Source organism: Aquiflexum sp., assembly GCF_977115555.1.
This window is the reverse complement of the sequence record NZ_CDSBKL010000043.1, coordinates 1-17,533: the sequence shown is the minus strand read 5'-3', so window position 1 is coordinate 17,533 and position 17,533 is coordinate 1. Positions and strand designations below refer to the sequence as shown.

At 38.9% G+C, this 17,533-nt stretch carries 16 protein-coding genes; 9 read left to right on the top strand and 7 right to left on the bottom strand.

Translation table 11 applies throughout. The features are described 5' to 3' along the window. The first annotated feature begins 103 nt into the window (after positions 1 to 103). A complete protein-coding gene (locus ACZFYI_RS04715; RefSeq protein ID WP_462522963.1) occupies positions 104 to 721 on the top strand; it encodes a hypothetical protein in 618 nt (205 codons plus the stop codon). Between the two features lie 33 nt (positions 722 to 754). Here ACZFYI_RS04715 and ACZFYI_RS04710 read toward each other — a convergent pair whose 3' ends face one another. The 6 genes from ACZFYI_RS04710 to ACZFYI_RS04685 form a co-directional block, all read right to left on the bottom strand. Next, on the bottom strand, positions 755 to 1,552 hold the full coding sequence (locus tag ACZFYI_RS04710) for an SDR family NAD(P)-dependent oxidoreductase (protein WP_462522962.1): 798 nt from the start codon (positions 1,550 to 1,552) through the stop codon (positions 755 to 757). Positions 1,553 to 1,559: 7 nt separating this feature from the next. Continuing rightward, positions 1,560 to 2,537: an NAD-dependent epimerase/dehydratase family protein gene (locus ACZFYI_RS04705; protein WP_462522961.1), complete on the bottom strand. Its 978-nt coding sequence runs from the start codon at positions 2,535 to 2,537 to the stop codon at positions 1,560 to 1,562. Between the two features lie 430 nt (positions 2,538 to 2,967). After that, a complete protein-coding gene (hrpB, locus tag ACZFYI_RS04700; RefSeq protein WP_462522960.1) occupies positions 2,968 to 5,448 on the bottom strand; it encodes an ATP-dependent helicase HrpB in 2,481 nt (826 codons plus the stop codon). Between the two features lie 95 nt (positions 5,449 to 5,543). Next, positions 5,544 to 6,047 carry a DUF2911 domain-containing protein gene (locus ACZFYI_RS04695; protein ID WP_462522959.1) on the bottom strand — a complete coding sequence of 168 codons (504 nt, stop codon included), beginning with the start codon at positions 6,045 to 6,047 and terminating at the stop codon, positions 5,544 to 5,546. A gap of 77 nt (positions 6,048 to 6,124) precedes the next feature. After that, complete coding sequence (locus tag ACZFYI_RS04690) at positions 6,125 to 7,270, bottom strand: Gfo/Idh/MocA family protein (protein WP_462522958.1); 1,146 nt, start codon at positions 7,268 to 7,270, stop codon at positions 6,125 to 6,127. Positions 7,271 to 7,478: 208 nt separating this feature from the next. Continuing rightward, complete coding sequence (locus ACZFYI_RS04685; protein ID WP_462522957.1) at positions 7,479 to 7,922, bottom strand: hypothetical protein; 444 nt, start codon at positions 7,920 to 7,922, stop codon at positions 7,479 to 7,481. 442 nt (positions 7,923 to 8,364) lie between these two features. Between ACZFYI_RS04685 and ACZFYI_RS04680 the strand changes: the two genes are divergently transcribed. The 8 genes from ACZFYI_RS04680 to ACZFYI_RS04645 are packed head-to-tail and all read left to right on the top strand — an operon-like array spanning position 8,365 to position 17,178. Next, the gene (locus tag ACZFYI_RS04680) at positions 8,365 to 9,381 is read left to right on the top strand and encodes an esterase (RefSeq protein WP_462522956.1); all 1,017 of its coding nucleotides are present in this window, start codon (positions 8,365 to 8,367) and stop codon (positions 9,379 to 9,381) included. A gap of 11 nt (positions 9,382 to 9,392) precedes the next feature. Then, on the top strand, positions 9,393 to 10,277 hold the full coding sequence (locus ACZFYI_RS04675) for an acetoacetate decarboxylase family protein (protein WP_462522955.1): 885 nt from the start codon (positions 9,393 to 9,395) through the stop codon (positions 10,275 to 10,277). A gap of 24 nt (positions 10,278 to 10,301) precedes the next feature. Next, positions 10,302 to 10,784 carry a hypothetical protein gene (locus ACZFYI_RS04670; protein ID WP_462522954.1) on the top strand — a complete coding sequence of 161 codons (483 nt, stop codon included), beginning with the start codon at positions 10,302 to 10,304 and terminating at the stop codon, positions 10,782 to 10,784. Between the two features lie 52 nt (positions 10,785 to 10,836). Beyond that, positions 10,837 to 11,214 carry a patatin gene (locus tag ACZFYI_RS04665; RefSeq protein ID WP_462522953.1) on the top strand — a complete coding sequence of 126 codons (378 nt, stop codon included), beginning with the start codon at positions 10,837 to 10,839 and terminating at the stop codon, positions 11,212 to 11,214. Further along, positions 11,211 to 11,624: a DUF4345 family protein gene (locus tag ACZFYI_RS04660; RefSeq protein ID WP_462522952.1), complete on the top strand. Its 414-nt coding sequence runs from the start codon at positions 11,211 to 11,213 to the stop codon at positions 11,622 to 11,624. The genes ACZFYI_RS04665 and ACZFYI_RS04660 overlap by 4 nt, the downstream gene beginning before the upstream one ends. After that, positions 11,617 to 13,047 carry a patatin-like phospholipase family protein gene (locus ACZFYI_RS04655; protein WP_462522951.1) on the top strand — a complete coding sequence of 477 codons (1,431 nt, stop codon included), beginning with the start codon at positions 11,617 to 11,619 and terminating at the stop codon, positions 13,045 to 13,047. Before ACZFYI_RS04660 ends, ACZFYI_RS04655 begins: the two co-directional genes overlap by 8 nt. Beyond that, a complete protein-coding gene (locus ACZFYI_RS04650; RefSeq protein ID WP_462522950.1) occupies positions 13,037 to 14,836 on the top strand; it encodes a metallophosphoesterase in 1,800 nt (599 codons plus the stop codon). The genes ACZFYI_RS04655 and ACZFYI_RS04650 overlap by 11 nt, the downstream gene beginning before the upstream one ends. Further along, positions 14,833 to 17,178 carry a GMC family oxidoreductase N-terminal domain-containing protein gene (locus ACZFYI_RS04645; RefSeq protein WP_462522949.1) on the top strand — a complete coding sequence of 782 codons (2,346 nt, stop codon included), beginning with the start codon at positions 14,833 to 14,835 and terminating at the stop codon, positions 17,176 to 17,178. The genes ACZFYI_RS04650 and ACZFYI_RS04645 overlap by 4 nt, the downstream gene beginning before the upstream one ends. Before the next feature lie 6 nt (positions 17,179 to 17,184). Here ACZFYI_RS04645 and ACZFYI_RS04640 read toward each other — a convergent pair. Further along, a partial coding sequence (locus ACZFYI_RS04640) for a hypothetical protein (RefSeq protein WP_462522948.1) occupies positions 17,185 to 17,533 on the bottom strand: 349 nt, incomplete at its 5' end.

Genomic DNA, 17,533 nt, shown 5'->3' with positions numbered 1-17,533 from the left:
AAATTTAAAAAAATCGCCTATATTCCTACTATAAAATTTATTTATAATTTCATAATAAGACCCACTATAAACCGTTATATCAAATATAAAATTGGAATAATCCATGAAAATAAAAGAAATGATATTGTTGCATGAAGAATTCCTAGCTGACTTTGGCTTCAGTTTGGAAAAGAAACAGCTTCATTATTCTAAGTCCATAACCCAAGGAAAACAAATAATATTTTTTCACCATACCCACTTCAATGACGCTTCTTATCTGGAATACCATTTAGGCTTAAGGTTTGACCTTGTCGAATCAATCATCCATAAATTCCTGCCAACGCTTGGGGATTACAAAGATCGAAGTATCACTTTGGTGGAAACATTAGATAAGATCGATCCCAAAATGCCAAAAAGATACTTTTTGGAAAATGATATGGAAATCAATCCTGTGATTGAAAAAGTGGAAGATTTTCTTGTCAAAGACGGTTTCCCGTGGATGGACCATTATTCTAAAGGGATTAGACTTGAAAGGTTTTTTAATGAAGATCCTGACAGAAACATTGTAACTCAGAATTTCACATACAGGTCATCTCGGGGTATTGCTTTGGCGAAACTCTACAATCCATCTAAGTATAAAGAAGTCCGGGATATATATTTGGCTAAAATGGACGAAATGCAAGTAACACCATTTACTGTAGCTTGCTTTTTAAACCTGTTGGGTTATCTCGATAACTTATAGTAATTTCCTTATTTAGCCAAATTTTAAGGCTTTTTAGGGCTTGATTGCAATCATAAGTTTGCTGTTGTTAGACTTTATTAGAAATTTTTTAAGCTGCTTTGGAAAAAGCATTGAACAATAAAAATATAGATTGGCAACCTTTCCTGGGATTATTATTTTTTGTCTTTTAAGGGTATTTTCAATGGCTTCAGCTGCTACCTGCTCGGGATCTAATATTGAAATTTTTTGGATCATATTACAATTGTTCAAAACCCTGGCTTGCCTGATATTTGAATTGATTCCACCTGGGCAAAGAACGGAGACATGGATATTTCGGTCTTCCAACTCTATTCCAAGACTTTGTGAAAAGTATTTGATAAATGATTTGGTGGCTCCATAAACCTGCTTGAAAGGACCTTCAAAGAAAATGATAATGCTGCTAACATTTAAAATATAAGACTCCGTTTGGTGTGCCAATATCTCGATCATACCGTGTGTAACACAAGTTAAAGCTTTGATATTCAATTGAATCATCCTGTTGAATACGTCAAAGTTTTCATCGGAAAATTGGTAATTACCTCCAATTCCTGCATTGTTGATTAGAAAGGTGACCGGATATTTTTTTGTTTTAACATAATTCAGGAGCTGAATACAGTTTTGGTCTTCCATCAAATCCAATTCCATACAGTCAACAAAAACATTGAAATTTGTTTCAATAAGTTTACAAAGATTCGGTAAACCTGAATTTGGTAAGGAGACCAAGAATAGATCCATTCCTTTTTTAGCTGACTCAATTGCAAAGGATTTTCCTAAACCTTCACTAGCTCCTGTGATCATAACAAAATGCTTCATGGCTTTTTCATTTTATATAAAACTGAATGGTAGATTCTATTGCCTTCTCAAATGGAGTAATGGTATAACCTAGATTGGAAATTGCCTTGGAACAATCAAATGATGAGTTTTGAGTTAACCGCTTGACAAAATCAGGTGTGATTTTTGGTTCTAAACCTATACGCTCTGCCAAAAATTGGGACATCCAAGAAAAATACTCCATTGGCCAAATGGGGATTCCAATGATCATCCCCTTTTTGTTAAACCCTTTTTTTATGGCTTGGAATAATTGTCCTATGGATTTATTTTCACCACCGAGAATATATCTTTCTCCTATTGTTCCCATGTCCCTAGCAAGTATATGACCATTGACAATATCATCTATGTATGCATAATTCCCCAGGGGATGACTTTGCTTGGGAATGATGGCAAATTTTTTTTCCATAAATCCTTTTATTGCCCTATTTACTCCTGAACTCGGAGAATCTATTCCCGGCCCAAAAATCCTGGAAGGAAGTACGATCAAACCAGGAAATCCCATCTCCACCTGTTTTAACAATTCTTGTTCTGCCAAAAATTTGGTGATCTCATAGTCATTATTGAAACTGGACCATCTGGGGGTTTCTTCATTGTTTGGAAGGTTAAGTGATGGCCCTATGGTTCCTGTAGTACTTGTCAAAATGAATTTTGAAATATCCAATTCCCGGGAAGCCCGGACCATATTAGAAGTACCTTCCACATTGGTCTTATAAAAGTCATCTGGATCTTTGGTCCAAATCCTTGCCAATGCTGCCACATGAAAAACGACATCACACCCACTCATACCTTTTTGAATACTGTCTAAATCAAGTATATCTCCATAAAAAATTTTGATGTTAGGATGGTCCAAGAATTTGGCTGCATTGGGATTTCGGATAAAGGCATGGACCTTTTCACCGTTTTCGGCAAGTCTCATTGCCAGCCTTTGCCCCAAATATCCTGATGCACCCGTGATAAAAGATTTCATGTCAATAATGGTTAAAATCCAACTTATGAATACCAAGTTAGGTCTCTGAAAGGATTTGCTGAAATTGATTTTGGGATTTGAATTCTCTAGAAAATGAATTTGAACCAATTTTTCCCAAACAAAATGGAGGTTAGGCAATAAGACCCAACCTGTAAAAATTAGACTTAAGGATAAAGGAATTTCAAGAATTAAATTGGTACCCTTTGCAAAAAATAATAATGATATTTTGATATGCTTATCCGAAATGGGACCTTTGAATTAATTCAGGGTTCTTCATAATGTAGGTCATTTACTAAAGAGATCAGGTCAATGGTCCAGATTTTGAATTTTATCCAAAAATTAATTTTTGGGAAATTCTATTAAAGCGGTTATCCATTGATTCCTAAAAAAATCCCAAAAATCTGCTTTTTCATTCCTTTGTCCTAGGAATCTATTTCCTTTTCACACCACGAACAGCCTCTGCCTTTAGTGGATCTTCTGGCCAAGAATGCTTGGGATATCTTCTTTTAAGTTCTTTCTTTACTTCAAAATAAGTATTCATCCAAAAACTTCTCAGGTCAGAAGTAACCTGAACGGGCTTGAATCCGGGTGATAAAAGGTGTAACAACAAAGGGATTTTCCCAGCATTGATTTTGGGGGTGTCCATCCAACCAAAAACTTCCTGAAGCCTTACCGCCAAGACAGGCGGCTCTCCCTGACCGGAATATTGAATGGCAATCATGCTTCCACTCGGAACAGCTATTTTTTCCGGTGCCAAAGCTTGCAAAAGTTCTTGCTGGTCAAAGTTCAGGCTGTCAAAAAGGATCTCTTTCAGATTTAACCTAAGTATATCTTCCTCCCTTTTGACCCCAATGAGGTAAGGAGAAAGCCATTTACCGGCATTCTCCAAAAGTGAGGGAATGGTAAAATCAGGCCATTCTTGACTAGGGTTCCAAATTCTGAGTGAATTGACCCGGTTTTGGAGTTGATGGGTTTCTTCGTTGAAATTAAGCAAATTATCCCCCTCCGCATGGATGGCATCAAGGATAGCAGCTGCCCTTTCTGTTTCGGAAAGATTGGTAAGGGGGCTGGATTTTAGGATGATGGATCCTAGGCAAAGGTTTTTGACTGCGACCAATTCTCCGTTTCTTTTGTCCCATTTGATGATCTTCTTTTCCTTCACCATTGAAATCAGGTCCTTGGGATTCAAAGGAGAAGCCATGAATATTTTGCCGACCCCATCTCTTGCATCCACGTGTGACACGGCAAGCCATGATTCATGGGCAAGGTCGTCCCGGTGGCCCATCATCACAATCTTCCCATTTGCGAGCTGGAATTGGGCGTTGTTTCCCGGTCTCGAACAGGCAATCCTTTCAGGATATGCATAAGCGATCAGCAATCCAGTTTCAAATGGATCCACAAATCCATTTTCTTCCTCAATCTGAAGCATTTTGCGGTATTGTTTCGCAACCTTTTCGATCTTATTTATTCCTTTGACTGAAAGTGATTCCCGTCTGGCTCTTCTCACCGCATCCAACCTCAGGTTGATATCCACCCCGGCATCAGCCTCCAAAGGATCCCTTTCTTCCAATAGAGCTGCAATGTCCGTTGCCAAACCACTTTTGCCGATTTTCTCAGCCATAAGCAACATATGCGCGATGCGTGGATGAGCAGGGATGGTATGGATTTTTTGCCCGTGGGAGGTGATTTTGCCTGATTCCATGGCATTGATCTCATGAAGCAGCTCATACGCCTGGGAAACATGTCCTGACGGGGGAGGAGTCAACCAAGTGAGATCCTGTATATCTTTTGTTCCCCATTGGACCATATCCAAAACCAAAAAAGCCAAATCCGCTTCCAAAATCTCCGGTGTCCTAAAGTCTGCCATCTGTGCATGGGTATGCCGGGACCACATCCTGTAGCAAACTCCGGGACCAAGCCGACCGGCTCTTCCTGAGCGCTGGTCGGCAGAATCTTTGGAAATCCTGATCGTTTCCAATTTGGAAAGTCCTGTTCTGGGATTGAATTTTGAAGTACGACCAAAGCCTGAATCCACCACTGTTTGGATACCTTCTATGGTCAAACTGGTTTCAGCTATTGAAGTCGCTAAAACGACCTTTCTCTTTCCACTTTTATTGGGAAAAATGGCATGATGTTGCGCCTGTGGGCTAAGTAGTCCATACAAAGGGTGGATAGAAAAACCAGGCATTTGTTTTCGTAATATCGCTTCAGTCTTTTTGATTTCTCCTTGACCTGGTAAAAAAACCAAAATGTCTCCTTTATGCTTCAAAGAGGCGTCAATAACCGTTTTTGAAACCACCTCTGGTAAAATCCCCATGTCAAAATCACCGACATAGTGCTGCGACACAGGATAAGATTTTCCTTCACTTTTGATAGCAGGAGCTTGCAGTAAAGACGTCAGCTGGGGCATATCTAAAGTGGCAGACATGACCAAAATACGCAAATCTGGTCTCAAAATCTGTTGGACTTCGCGGCATAATGCCATTGCAACGTCAGCGTGGATGTTCCTCTCATGAAATTCATCAAAAATCACCATTCCAACATCCTCTAAGGTACTGTCTGAATGCAGCATCCTGGTCAAAATCCCTTCTGTGACCACCTCAATCCTTGTTTTGGATGATACTTGGTTTTCAAAGCGGATCCGAAAGCCTATGGTTTCCCCGACTTTTTCACCGATCAGGTCAGACATGCGCCAGGCTATGGTTTTTGCAGCAAGCCGCCTTGGTTCTAGCATAAGGATTTTCTTCCCCTCCAAAAAATGCTCCCCAAGCAACACCAAAGGCAAAAGAGTACTTTTTCCTGCACCCGGAGGGGCATTTACTATCAGGGTGTTGTTGGATACAAGGAGGGATTTTACTTCAGGAATAATGTCCTTTATCGGAAGGTCAATGAATTGATAGTCGAAGTTCAAAGTTCAGATTTTGAACCAAAGGTAAAAAAAATACCGCTGGATGTAGAACGGAAGGTTCACAAGCAGCGGTATCGCTTGACAAATGGAATTATTTTCTATTCAATCTTGGCCGAAGCTTTGCCATATTCCCACCTGATTTCAAAACTGTCAGATTTCACTTCATACACCAATCTTTCTTCCAGGGTGCTTGTTTGTATAGATGGAACTTCTACTCTCAAAGCATCTTTGCTTTGGTCATATTTGTAAGCTCCCCATTGCTTGGCTTCCTTGTTGAAAATAAAGGTAGAACTTGTCTCACCGGGGATGATGAAGAATGAATACTTTCCTGCAGGAAGCGTCTGTCCTTGGATTTTGATGTCTTTGGACGTTTCAAAAGTGGTAGCATCATCTGCTCCGGCTCTCCAAACTTGACCCAATGGAACCAAATCACCCCAGATTACCCTGCCTTTGACTGCAGGACTGCTGTAATTGATGGTAATTTTGGAACCTTTAACAGTTCCTTCTGCAGTTTTGGCAGGACTTGCTTTCTCTTGTGCAAAGGCCACAATGGATACCATTGCAAACAACATGGTCAAAAAACCTAATTTTCTTAAATTCATTTCTTTGATGGTTTAATTTGTATTTGATTAATGATGGTTTAACTCCCAAAACAGGAATATGGTTGTTATTAATCCTATCAAATCTTCACCCAAGCCTGCTTTCTATGGCTTTCAATGATTCTCTCACAGATCAAAAGTTCCCTCAGTCCATCCTCAAATGTCGGGAAACTTGGTTGCTCCGGCTGTTTTCCTTCTCTGACAGCAGCATATACTTCTTTGAACATCTGCTTGGAAGTGTCAGGAAAACCCTCATTGTGGCCTCCTGGAAAGCTCACCAACCCGGATGCTTCTCGGGTAAGCAAAGAAGGGTCTTTCATCAAATGGTGGTTTGCCGTTTCTCTTTTCCCGATCCAAAGCTCATTTGGCCTTTCTGAACACCATTCAAAATTGGCCTTAGACCCCGAAATCTCAATGTTAAGTCTGTTTTTTCTACCTGCGTTCACTTGGCTTACCGTCACAGAACCTTTGTTTCCATTATCAAATCTTAACAATACACTTGCATGGTCCTCTGTATTGATTGGAACTTCAGCATAATCCGATGGCTCTAACATTTTTCCAGAATAAGTTTCGATTGCTTTTAATGGCTTCAGCCTTGTCTTATGTACGGTTGAAAAATCTGCCATTACTTCAGTTACCTTTAATCCTGTGACATATTCAGTAATGTCCAAGAGATGGGAACCAATATCTGCAATAGCCCTTGAATCCCCTGACTTGTCAGGTTCCAATCTCCAATTGTAATCGGTTTGCAAAAACAACCAATCCTGAAGGTATGAACCCATCACGCTATAAACCTCACCCAAATCGCCATTTTCCCTCATGGTTTTCATCTGACGGACTAATGGGTAATACCTGAGGTTAAAGTGAACGGCATTTACAAGGCCTTTCTCCTTTGCCAGAGCTACCAATTCTTCAGCCTCTTCAATTTTGGTCGCGAGAGGTTTTTCACAGACTACATGTTTTCCAGCTAAAAGCGCTGCTTTTGATTGAGAAAAGTGCAGAAAATTAGGCGTGCAAATATGTACCACGTCAATGTCTGGCTGCTTGAGCATTTCTTCAAAAGTGTAGGCATTTGGAATTCCAAGCTGATTTGCCTTCTCCTTTGCAAGATCCATATTAACTTCACACAAGGCGGTGACTTCTATATACGGTAATCTTCTAAGAGCTTCCAAATGTGCAGGACCGATAAAGCCTGTTCCCACAATGGCTGTTTTTATTTTTTTCATTGGTTAATTGGTTTGAAATATGAGTTAAAGATAAGGTCAAGATTCTGTTTTAAAAAAAATAGAAAACAAAAAGTCCATCGCAAAAGGCAAGTGGACCCATCTTAAAGAAAAAAGGCCACTGCAGAATCTGCAGTGGACCTCTTCACCAATTATGAATAGATTAAAAAATTAGCCAAAGTCAATGTCTTGGTTTGCGGATAGAGTCTATTTAGATAAATAATAATATAATGGTAGCAAATAAAGTCAGGATACCTAGGATCCTAAATGTCTTTGCTAAAAAGGAGCTGAATTCATAAGCACTTTCTGCTTCTGAATTTTCAAATATTATACTTCCGTCTCTATTTGAATGATAAAATGCATAGATATCAGTCTCGAAACTGTTTTTGTGAGCGAAAACGAATAAAATGACGGAAAGAATAAAGCCTAAAAATAAAACATGAGATTTACTGAATTGAATAGGAAATATTGAAGTTTCATTCATAAAAGGAAATATACCAGCTTGATTATATTCATTTTGATCCTGCTGAATATTAACATGTTTATCTACTTTTCCCTCTTGATTAGGGGAACCTGCATTTGCCAATAGATCGTTTGCTGAAAAAATCAGGCAAACCATAAAGATTGCAATTGTGCTTGTTAGAAATTTTTTCATTTCAAATGGAGTAAAAGGGTGATTATTGTTGGGTGTTTGGGTGACTCAACTGATTGAAAATAAGGAAGAAAAAAATTTATTTCAAAATTTTCATATTAAAAAAATTTACATTACAAAATTTATAGGATGAAATATTATTTATTGGATATGAAATTTATTTTAAATTAAAAACATAGGTGTTATTTTTAAAAAAACTCAAACAGTCAGTCCAAAACTTCACATTACAATCCTAATTTGCATTAGAATTTTATACTGGATATTCCAAAACAGAGAGCTTTTTCAAATGCTGATATCATAAAGGTGATTTAAATCATTCATAAATTTATCCAATTCCCATACTTAAAATTATCTTATATATTTAAATCATAAATTGAATATTTATTCTGATAAATAATGATTTTGCAATTTTTTATATTAAATTAATGCTGTTTTTTAAGATAATATGAAAGAGCTATTTGATATTATAGAATTTGAAACATTAGACGGATTCAAATGCAATCTTTGGCATTATAAAAAATCCGGCGACAGTAAAGGCCCTGTCTTGTTAGTCCATGGAGCAGGAGTGAGGGCAAATATTTTTAATGCTCCGACTGAAAAAAACATCATACAGGCATTGGCGGAAGATGGTTATGATGTGTGGTTAGAAAACTGGAGAGCAAGTATAGACCTTGAGCCAAATGAATGGAATCTTGATGTAGTCGCAGAAAACGACCATCCGGCTGCTGTAAAAAAAATAGTAGAATTGACAGGGAAAAAAGAAATCAAAGCAATCATCCATTGTCAGGGAAGTACGAGTTTTATGATTTCCTACGTCAAAGGTCTGCTTCCAGAGGTCAAAACCATCATCAGCAATGCTGTTTCCCTGCATCCTGTCGTACCAAAATTTTCAGTTTTTAAGATCAACTTTTTGGTTCCGATCGTCAGCATGATGTTTGATTACCTGAATCCACAATGGGGTTTGGAAGCGCCTGATTTCAAATCAAAAATGCTTCGCAAGCTTGTAAAAGCTACCCATCCGGAAGATGATACTTTGGTGGGCAAATTTGTGAGTTTTACCTATGGATCGGGCTTTCCGGCACTTTGGCTTTTGGAAAACCTCAATGAGGAAACCAAGAACTGGATCCAGCAAGAATTTGCAAATGTACCGCTGACTTTTTTCAAGCAAATTCAAAAATGTATTAAAAAGGGGGTATTGATACCTTACAATAATAAAAATGGTCAAAACTATGCGCCGGAGGATTTTAATCCTAAAGCAAGAATTGTGTTGTTTGGAGGTATTAAAAATCTTTGCTTCTTACCTGATAGCCAACAACATACTTTCGAGTATCTGGAGCGGGTGGACCCTGGTGTCCATCAATTATACCTTTTGGAAAATTATAGCCATCTCGATGTCTTCTTTGGTAAGAAAGCCCATATAGATGTATTTCCCTTGATGATTGCAGAATTGAACAAACCTTAATAATTATTCCTATGCCACCTAACAGAATCAAAAGATACCAAGGAAGACATGCTTTGGTAGACGGCATCCCTTACGTGATGCCAGTTAGCGCTAGAAATTCCCCGGCTTTGATGGCAGGTTTTACCTGTGATTGGGAAAAAGCAAATGCACTTCTACCCGGGAATGAAATCCATGCCCTCCGTCTTCCAAACGGAAAAGCGACCTTGCTAATCACAGTAATCAATTACATCGATACGAGTATTGGCAAATATATTGAATATAGCATTGCAATTGGATGTACCCATGGAGCAAAACCTGCCCCAAGGATGCTGAATGCCATGATGTTAAAAACTTTTGGAACAGGGCAATATATCTTAGATCTTCCTGTTAGCAGCGAGGTATCTGTGAAAGGTGGAAAAGGGATCTGGGGAATGCCGAAACACAAAGCAAATCTTGATTTTAAAGTGACCGAAAAGCAGGTTACAAGCCAATATGAAAAAGATGGTCAATTTGCATTCCGAATAGAAATAGATAGGCCAAAAAGCGCTTCTCTAAAGCTAAAAGTCGGAGCTACCAATTATTGTAGGTTCCGAAATATGCTCATGGCTTCATATATCTATTTCGATACCAAGGCAGGAGTCAATCTTTTCGGAAAGGCAAAAGGGAAACTTTTTATCGGTGACCATCCCAATGTTTCATTTTTAAGGGATATAGACATCAATCCTGACCCATATTTTACCGTTTTCATGCCAAAAGCAAATGGTATTCTTGACGATCATTTTGATTGTTGGTTCATGACCTATGATGAACCCCAAAAGGAAATGTCTGAAGGTCTTGAAAGTATTTATCATTTGGGATTGAGTGAAGATTGGCTTCCAGATCCTTCAATAACAGATTACGAAAAATATAGAATATAGTCTTCCATCAAACCCATTTGTCCTATGAGCCCTCTAAAACAAACAGCAGTCGATCTGAGCAATGCATATATTTTCTTTTGTGCTTCTATTTATTTGGGCATGTTTTGGTCTCTGCATTTCTTTTGGTTTCCAAATTACCCATCAACCTTGAACTTGGATAATTATTATGATGCCATCATTCCACAAACAACGCTTGCGACCAAGTTTTTCTTCATCACCATTCCCATCATGGCAGTATGCTTGGTGATTATGTTGGTTTCAGAATGGAAAACAAAACTGATGTGGGTACCTATCGCTTGGATCCCGGGGCTTTTGGCTCCCGTAATCATTCAGCAGCGATATATAGAAGCAATAAACAACCAATTCTCGGCGGGGGTACAAGATGAAGCAACACTTCAAAAACTTTTGACTGAATGGATGTATCTCAATGATTTAAGATGGATCATTTTGACCGTCATGTGGGGCATAACCATGTATTTTTTTATCGCAAAGGCAAAACGAAAGTAAATCTTTTTCCTATGTCTGGATAAGGCTTTAAAATCTATAAACCGGAAATACAATGAAGAAAAACCTCACATTGATTATCATAGCCATTTCAGTCATTACCATCATATCAGGACTTGCACAGGTAGTCATGCCGGCTACGGTTCTGAAGGTAATCGGTGCTGACATTACAGATGCTACTCGGCATCTTTTTGGAATCGTAGGAATGTTTATGGCTTTGTTTGGAGGGATGATGGTTCATGCTGTGTATAGTTCCCATACTAGCAGGGTGGTGGTTTTTTGGAGTGCGCTTCAAAAATTAGGAGCTTTTGTAGCGGTCACCTTAGGTGTCATAAATGGATTGTTTTCATGGATGGCCCTGAGTGTGGCGATCTTTGACCTGTTTTCAGGAATATTGTTTTTATACTATATGAAAACCCTGCCATCGGAATGAAAAAGGCTAGCTACTTCTTTTTTTACACCTATATAGGATTGGTAGTGGTGGCAGGGTTCTGGGGTGCCTTTATCTATCCTGAATTAGATTTTAAAATCCTATTTAACTTCCAAATCAAAGACTTGTATGATTTTGAGAGGATCAATATTTTCAGCCAATATAGGTTTTTAAGAGGTTTGGAATTGGGTTTTGGGATTTTTGCACTCACATTTATCAAAGAGATTTTTTCAGAAAAGAAGTTTAACAGGGTATTCCTAATTACCATGGGTTTGGGGATAATGGCCAGAATTGTATCATGGTTGGTAGATGGAAATCCCGGTTTCCTGACGAAGTTTTTCCTTTTCTATGAAGCCATAGGATGGGTTTTGATTTTTGTATATTCCAAATCTTCCCTGTCTAAAAATGGCTGAAACTAACAAAATAGAAAGAAATTCAAAAAAATCGCTGATCCTTGCAGGAGGAGGAATGAGGGTGGCCTATCAGGCCGGGGTACTGGTTGCTTTGGAAGAAGCAGGTATCCAATTTGATCATATAGACGGTACCTCCGGCGGAATTTTTAATACCGGAATGCTCGCAAGCGGAAACGAACCAAAAGATATAGCAGAAAAATGGAGAACTCTCAAACTGGCAGGATTCATGTCTGCCGGCAGTGCCAAAAGCTACCTCAAACCTTTCAAAATGCAGGGATTTGCAGATGCTGACAATATCAGAAAAAAAGTGTTTACTCATTTGGGAATTTCAGTTCCCGAGATCAACAAACAGGTAAAATTTGCGGCTACTTTCAATGTATGCAATTTCACCTCCAAATCAGTTGAAGCCATTCCTTCCAAATCAGTCACTGAAGACCATCTGATAGCAGGGGTATCACTTCCCATATTTATGCCGGCCATTGAAATTGATGGAATTTGGTATACAGATGCAGTTTGGATCAAAGATGCCAACCTGATGGAGGCAGTAAGAAAGGGCTCGAAGGAACTTTGGTTGGTATGGGCTATTGGAAACAGCCCAACATACCTTGGCGGTGCCTTCAACCAATATGTACACATGATTGAAATGAGTGCAAATGGAGCACTTTTGGAGGAATACAACCAAATTTCCCTTGCCAACAAACTCGGGAGGTTATCCAATAATGGTTCCGACTTTGAGGACATCAAACTTTTTGTCATCAAATCCCAAATCCCGCTTCCTCTGGACCCGGATTTTTTCTTCAATAAAATCAATGCAAAAGAACTCATCAATATGGGTTATGCACATGCCAAAAAATACCTTTCTAGCATTCCTCCAAATGGAGAAAACATGGATTCTCAGGCAACAAAAAATATTGAGCCGGAATTTCTATATAGCTTCAGGGCAAGTTTTTCAGGGATATCAACAAGCCCTGCCATTCCAGGAAAGTTAAAATGTTCCCTTTATTTCCGGTTTGCGGAATTTGAATCAAGAAATGAGTTGGAAGTTTATTCTAGTCTGAAAATATCAGAAAGAACACACGAAATTTCTTGTTTTGACCATAGTTCAAAATTTACCAGATCTGCAAAAGGAACCAAATTAGACATTCAATCTTCTATTGTTATGGATAAAAAGGTTTATAAAATCATAGCTTCCGGCATTATGACAAACCCCATTGAATTGTTTATCGGATTGAATTTTAAGCAATTAACTTTCAAAATGTGGGATGAAAATGATAAATTAATACTTGAAACCATTCTATACCAATCAATTATGGATAGACTAAAAGCTGTTTATTACAGCAGCTTAAAAACATATACCGATAAACAAACAGGAATAAAAAAGCGATTTTCTATTTTAAAAAATTTTATAAACTATGGATTTTGAAAGAAAACCGATGGTTGATTGGTATGATCCCAAGCAGCTTGCTTCTACGGCGGCCAAAACAGTCGTTTCAAGTATATTCGGCAATTTTGCAGATAGAAGAGAAATGCAGGCTGCATTGGATACTGAGCAAAAAGGGCAAACTGATACTGATATTCCTCAACAGGATGTAAGTCTTCTAGAAGTCTCGATGGTGGATGAGCATCAAGAATTTTTTGACTACTCCCAAAAGGACGAGATTTGGTTGGATTATATCTCTGATCTCGGGGATGGCTTCAATCCCACCTTTACATTGGCCAAACTATTGGCTGAAAAAACACTGGACTTGGATGGTACGATTACCCAAAGGGGAAAAATTCTTGTGATGGGAGGTGATGAAGTATATCCTACTCCTGAAATTGAAGAATACAGAAACAGGCTGCAGGGTCCATATCATGCAGCCTTTCCTGAACAAAAAAACGATGCAGATAAACCCCACTTATTTGCGATTCCGGGCAACCATGATTGGTATGATGGTTTAACCAATTTTTTAAAGGTTTTTTGCCAAAAGAGATCTATCGGTAATTGGCAGACACAGCAAAGAAGAAGCTATTTCGCACTCAAACTACCACATAACTATTGGCTAATTGGTATTGATATTCAGCTTGAATCAGATATCGACTATCCCCAAATTCTATACTTCCAAAAAATCGCAAATAAGTACTTTAAAGAAGGGGATAAAATCCTTTTGGCAACAGCCGAACCTGCTTGGGTCTACGAATCCTTTGATGTCAAAAACAATTCCAACAAAAGGTTGAATTTCTTCATCAACAGGATTTTAAAAGGATATTCTGAAGATCTTGACGAAAGTAAAAATTACTATCAAGGCAAAAATAAGGACCTCGAGATCAAAGTAATACTCACCGGAGACCTTCATCACTATTCAAGGTATGAGGATGCCTATAGGTCTGGTGAAAAGAGGCAATTGATAACTGCAGGGGGAGGAGGGGCCTTCATGCACACTACACACAGTTTAAAGCAACATGCCTACTCAGACAGCAGGCATTCAATTGAATTGAAGAAAGCCTTCCCTTCTCAAGATGAATCATATTCTCTAAACAATCTGAATTTTCGTTTTTTGCAGTTCGGATGGAAATTGGCATTGGTGTTAAGCGCTTTACATCTTGTAACCTTTTATTTTTTGGTGATTGGAGGTCTCAAAACTGGCCACTTTTTACCTGAAAAAATTTCAGCCAAAATTTCAATCTGGGAAATCATTAACATCGCTGTTCTTACCCCATCTGTTTTGATATTGACGCTGGTTTTGGGTTTTGGGATTTATTCCTTTACAGATGTAAAGTCAGGTCAGAATAAGCAGGTCAACCGCCTCATAGGTGCAATTCACGGGTTACTTCATATCGGAGGATTTTATATTTTGCTTTCCGTACTGTTTTCCAGTTTCAATCATGAAGGTTCACTTTTTTCTTTTTGGAATTTCCTTTTGATGGGACTGATTCTGGTAATAGCAGAATACATCTATAGCGGATTCATCTTTGGAATTTACCTGTGGTTCAGTTCAAGATTTCTTGGTAACCACATTACAGAAGCTTCTTCTTCATTCAAAGGGGAAGATTTTAAGAACTTTATCAGGATCCATATTTCTCCTGAAGGAACCACAATTTATCCTGTTGGAATCAGGTCAGTTGTCAAAAACTGGAAAAATGTCGGTGATAAGGAAAAACCCAAGTTTGAAGGTGATAAAATCAAATATGAACTAATCGAAGAGCCAATCCAAATCCCTCACAAATCATGAAAAAACTATCCAAGCCATTATCAGACCTGAAGAGCCATTATGATTTTGTGGTCATCGGTTCAGGATACGGAGGAAGCATTGCTGCATCGCGCATGTCTCGTCTAGGAAAGTCTGTTTGCCTTTTCGAAAAAGGAAAAGAATTTTTACCGGGTCAGTTTCCTGATACGCTTGCTGAAGCGGCAAAAGAAATGACTTTGAACACAGGCAAAGAGTCGAAAGAAAGAAATGGGCTTTATGAATTTACTTTAGGTGATGGTATAAGTGTCTTGAAAGGCTGTGGACTTGGGGGAACATCACTTATCAATGCGAATGTCTCTATTAAACCAGATCCTAGGGTCATGGACCAACCCGAGTGGCCAAGTGCCATCAGGAATGATTTGGCTTCATTTTATGAAGGATTAGACAAAGCTTGGGAAATGTTAAAACCCAATCCCTATCCTGAAAATCAGAACGGCTATCCGGTTTTAAACAAAACCCAAGCTATGAGAAAATCCGCCGACAGAATGGCTGAAGAATTCAGGCTCTTGGACATTAATGTCACTTTTGAAAATAAGGAAAATAACCATGTGGGTATTTCTCAACCCAAATGCACCAACTGCGGGGATTGTGTGACAGGATGTAATGTAGGTGCCAAAAACACCACTGCGATGAATTACCTTCCTGATGCTTTCAACTACGGGGCAGAGATTTTTACCGAAATCAATGTGCGGTATATTGAAAAAACTGAAAATGGATGGCGCGTATTTTTCAATCCCATGCATACAGGAAGGGAAGTGTTTAAAGCTCCGGAGATGTTCATCGAGGCTGATAATGTCATCTTGGGTGCAGGATCTCTTGGATCAACTGAGATTTTGCTCAGATCTGCACAGCATGGACTTTCCGTATCGGGTTTTCTTGGGAAAAGATTTACAGGCAATGGGGATGTCCTTGGTTTTGGCTATAACAACGATGTAGCCATCAATGGTATCGGCCTTGGGAAAAAAGGTACTGATCAGGTAGCAAACGTTGGTCCATGTATCACAAGTGTCATTGACATGAGAAGCCGGGCCAAAATGGAAGATGGAATGACTTTGGAAGAAGGTACTGTTCCCGGGCCAATCAGGGGATTGATGGCAGGAATGTTGGTGACTACTTCAAGGTTATTTGGCAAAAATACAGACCGTGGTTGGGGAGATTTTTTTAAAGAAAAAGTCAGAGAAATTACCAGTTTGATTAGAGGACCTTTCTATGGAGCAGTAAACCATACTCAGATATACTTGGTCATGACTCATGATGATGGCAATGGCGAAATGGTTTTGGAGAATGATAACCTCAACATCAAATGGAAAGGAGTTGGCAAGCAGGAAATATTCAACAAGGTCTCAGGTGAATTGTATAGTGCTACGGAAGCGCTCGGAGGTACCAAAATCCCAAACCCAACATGGAACAAACAAATGGATTATGACCTGGTGACGGTTCACCCATTGGGTGGCTGTGGAATGGCTGATGATGCTTCCAAAGGCGTGGTGGATCACAAAGGACAGGTTTTTTCAGGCCAATCAGGAAAAGAACTTCACAAGGGATTGTATGTGATGGATGGGGCGGTGATTCCAAGGCCTGTGGGTACGAATCCGTTGTTGACTATCAGCGCATTGGCAGAAAGAAGCTGTAAAATAATCGCCGAAAATCTTGAAAAGGAGTTGGATTATGCCTTGAAGCCTATTACTGAAAAAGATACAGCTCCAAATCTAAAACCTGGAGTTCAATTCACTGAGTCTATGAAAGGCTTCTTTTCTTTGGAAGAAACGGAGGACTATGAAAGCGGTTTTGAAAAAGGGAAATCATCCAATTCCTCTTTTGAATTTATCCTGACTATCAAGTCTCAAGATGTGGATTCATTTGTCGAAGTAGCATCGCATGAAGCAGGGATGTTTGGAACCATGTTGGCTCCGGCTTTGTCCAAAGCCCCACTTACTGCAGTCAACGGAACTTTCAATTTATTCATTGAACACAGCAATGATCCTGATAGAAAGAAGATGCTTTACAATTCGCTCTTATTGAGCCAAGAAGGTAAAAAATACTATTTTAAAGGTTTCAAGGAAGTATTCAATGATAAGGGATTTGACGTGTGGAAGGACACCACGACCTTATTCATCACGCTTCATGAAGGAGAATCAAGCTCAGGAAAAGTGATCGGAAAAGGAAAATTGATCATCGAACCAGCTGATTTTGCAAAACAGCTGACTACCATGAAGGCATTGAATACTTCAAATAAAATCGAAGAACTGAAAGCTGTCGGGACTTTCGGGAAGTTCTTTGGAGGAAATGTCTTTGAGACTTATTTTAAGAAATTGGGAAAATAGGGGCGGTCAAGGTCTTCCGACAGATTCTCTCAAGGAGGTCAACCAAGTAGGGGTTGCCCTCCTTTCTTTTAGCTTGGTCTGTACCCACCTGTTTGCTTTTTCCAAGGCTCCTTTGCTGTGATAATCTTCCCTCGCTTTGATCAATAGGCCAAAAAACAAATCTAATTCATTCAGCTGAGTTTCAGAAAACAAAGAATCTGTTTCCAATAAACCAGAATCATATCCTTTGTCCTTTTTAAAAATCGAATAAGAATTGCCAAGCCTCAAGTATCCATTTTCATTTAAAACTTTCTGAGATTTTGGCACCAATAGGTTCAGGTATTCCGCCGGAATTTCAAGTTTTAAATTGTCCTTT

Excerpts from the sequence above, each read along its gene's own strand:
- ACZFYI_RS04715 (WP_462522963.1), top strand. The coding sequence starts at position 104 with ATGAAAATAAAAGAAATGATATTGTTGCATGAAGAATTCCTAGCTGAC.
- ACZFYI_RS04710 (WP_462522962.1), bottom strand. The coding sequence starts at position 1,552 with ATGAAGCATTTTGTTATGATCACAGGAGCTAGTGAAGGTTTAGGAAAA.
- ACZFYI_RS04705 (WP_462522961.1), bottom strand. The coding sequence starts at position 2,537 with ATGAAATCTTTTATCACGGGTGCATCAGGATATTTGGGGCAAAGGCTG.
- ACZFYI_RS04695 (WP_462522959.1), bottom strand. The coding sequence starts at position 6,047 with ATGAATTTAAGAAAATTAGGTTTTTTGACCATGTTGTTTGCAATGGTA.
- ACZFYI_RS04690 (WP_462522958.1), bottom strand. The coding sequence starts at position 7,270 with ATGAAAAAAATAAAAACAGCCATTGTGGGAACAGGCTTTATCGGTCCT.
- ACZFYI_RS04685 (WP_462522957.1), bottom strand. The coding sequence starts at position 7,922 with ATGAAAAAATTTCTAACAAGCACAATTGCAATCTTTATGGTTTGCCTG.
- ACZFYI_RS04680 (WP_462522956.1), top strand. The coding sequence starts at position 8,365 with ATGAAAGAGCTATTTGATATTATAGAATTTGAAACATTAGACGGATTC.
- ACZFYI_RS04675 (WP_462522955.1), top strand. The coding sequence starts at position 9,393 with ATGCCACCTAACAGAATCAAAAGATACCAAGGAAGACATGCTTTGGTA.
- ACZFYI_RS04670 (WP_462522954.1), top strand. The coding sequence starts at position 10,302 with ATGAGCCCTCTAAAACAAACAGCAGTCGATCTGAGCAATGCATATATT.
- ACZFYI_RS04665 (WP_462522953.1), top strand. The coding sequence starts at position 10,837 with ATGAAGAAAAACCTCACATTGATTATCATAGCCATTTCAGTCATTACC.
- ACZFYI_RS04660 (WP_462522952.1), top strand. The coding sequence starts at position 11,211 with ATGAAAAAGGCTAGCTACTTCTTTTTTTACACCTATATAGGATTGGTA.
- ACZFYI_RS04655 (WP_462522951.1), top strand. The coding sequence starts at position 11,617 with ATGGCTGAAACTAACAAAATAGAAAGAAATTCAAAAAAATCGCTGATC.
- ACZFYI_RS04650 (WP_462522950.1), top strand. The coding sequence starts at position 13,037 with ATGGATTTTGAAAGAAAACCGATGGTTGATTGGTATGATCCCAAGCAG.
- ACZFYI_RS04645 (WP_462522949.1), top strand. The coding sequence starts at position 14,833 with ATGAAAAAACTATCCAAGCCATTATCAGACCTGAAGAGCCATTATGAT.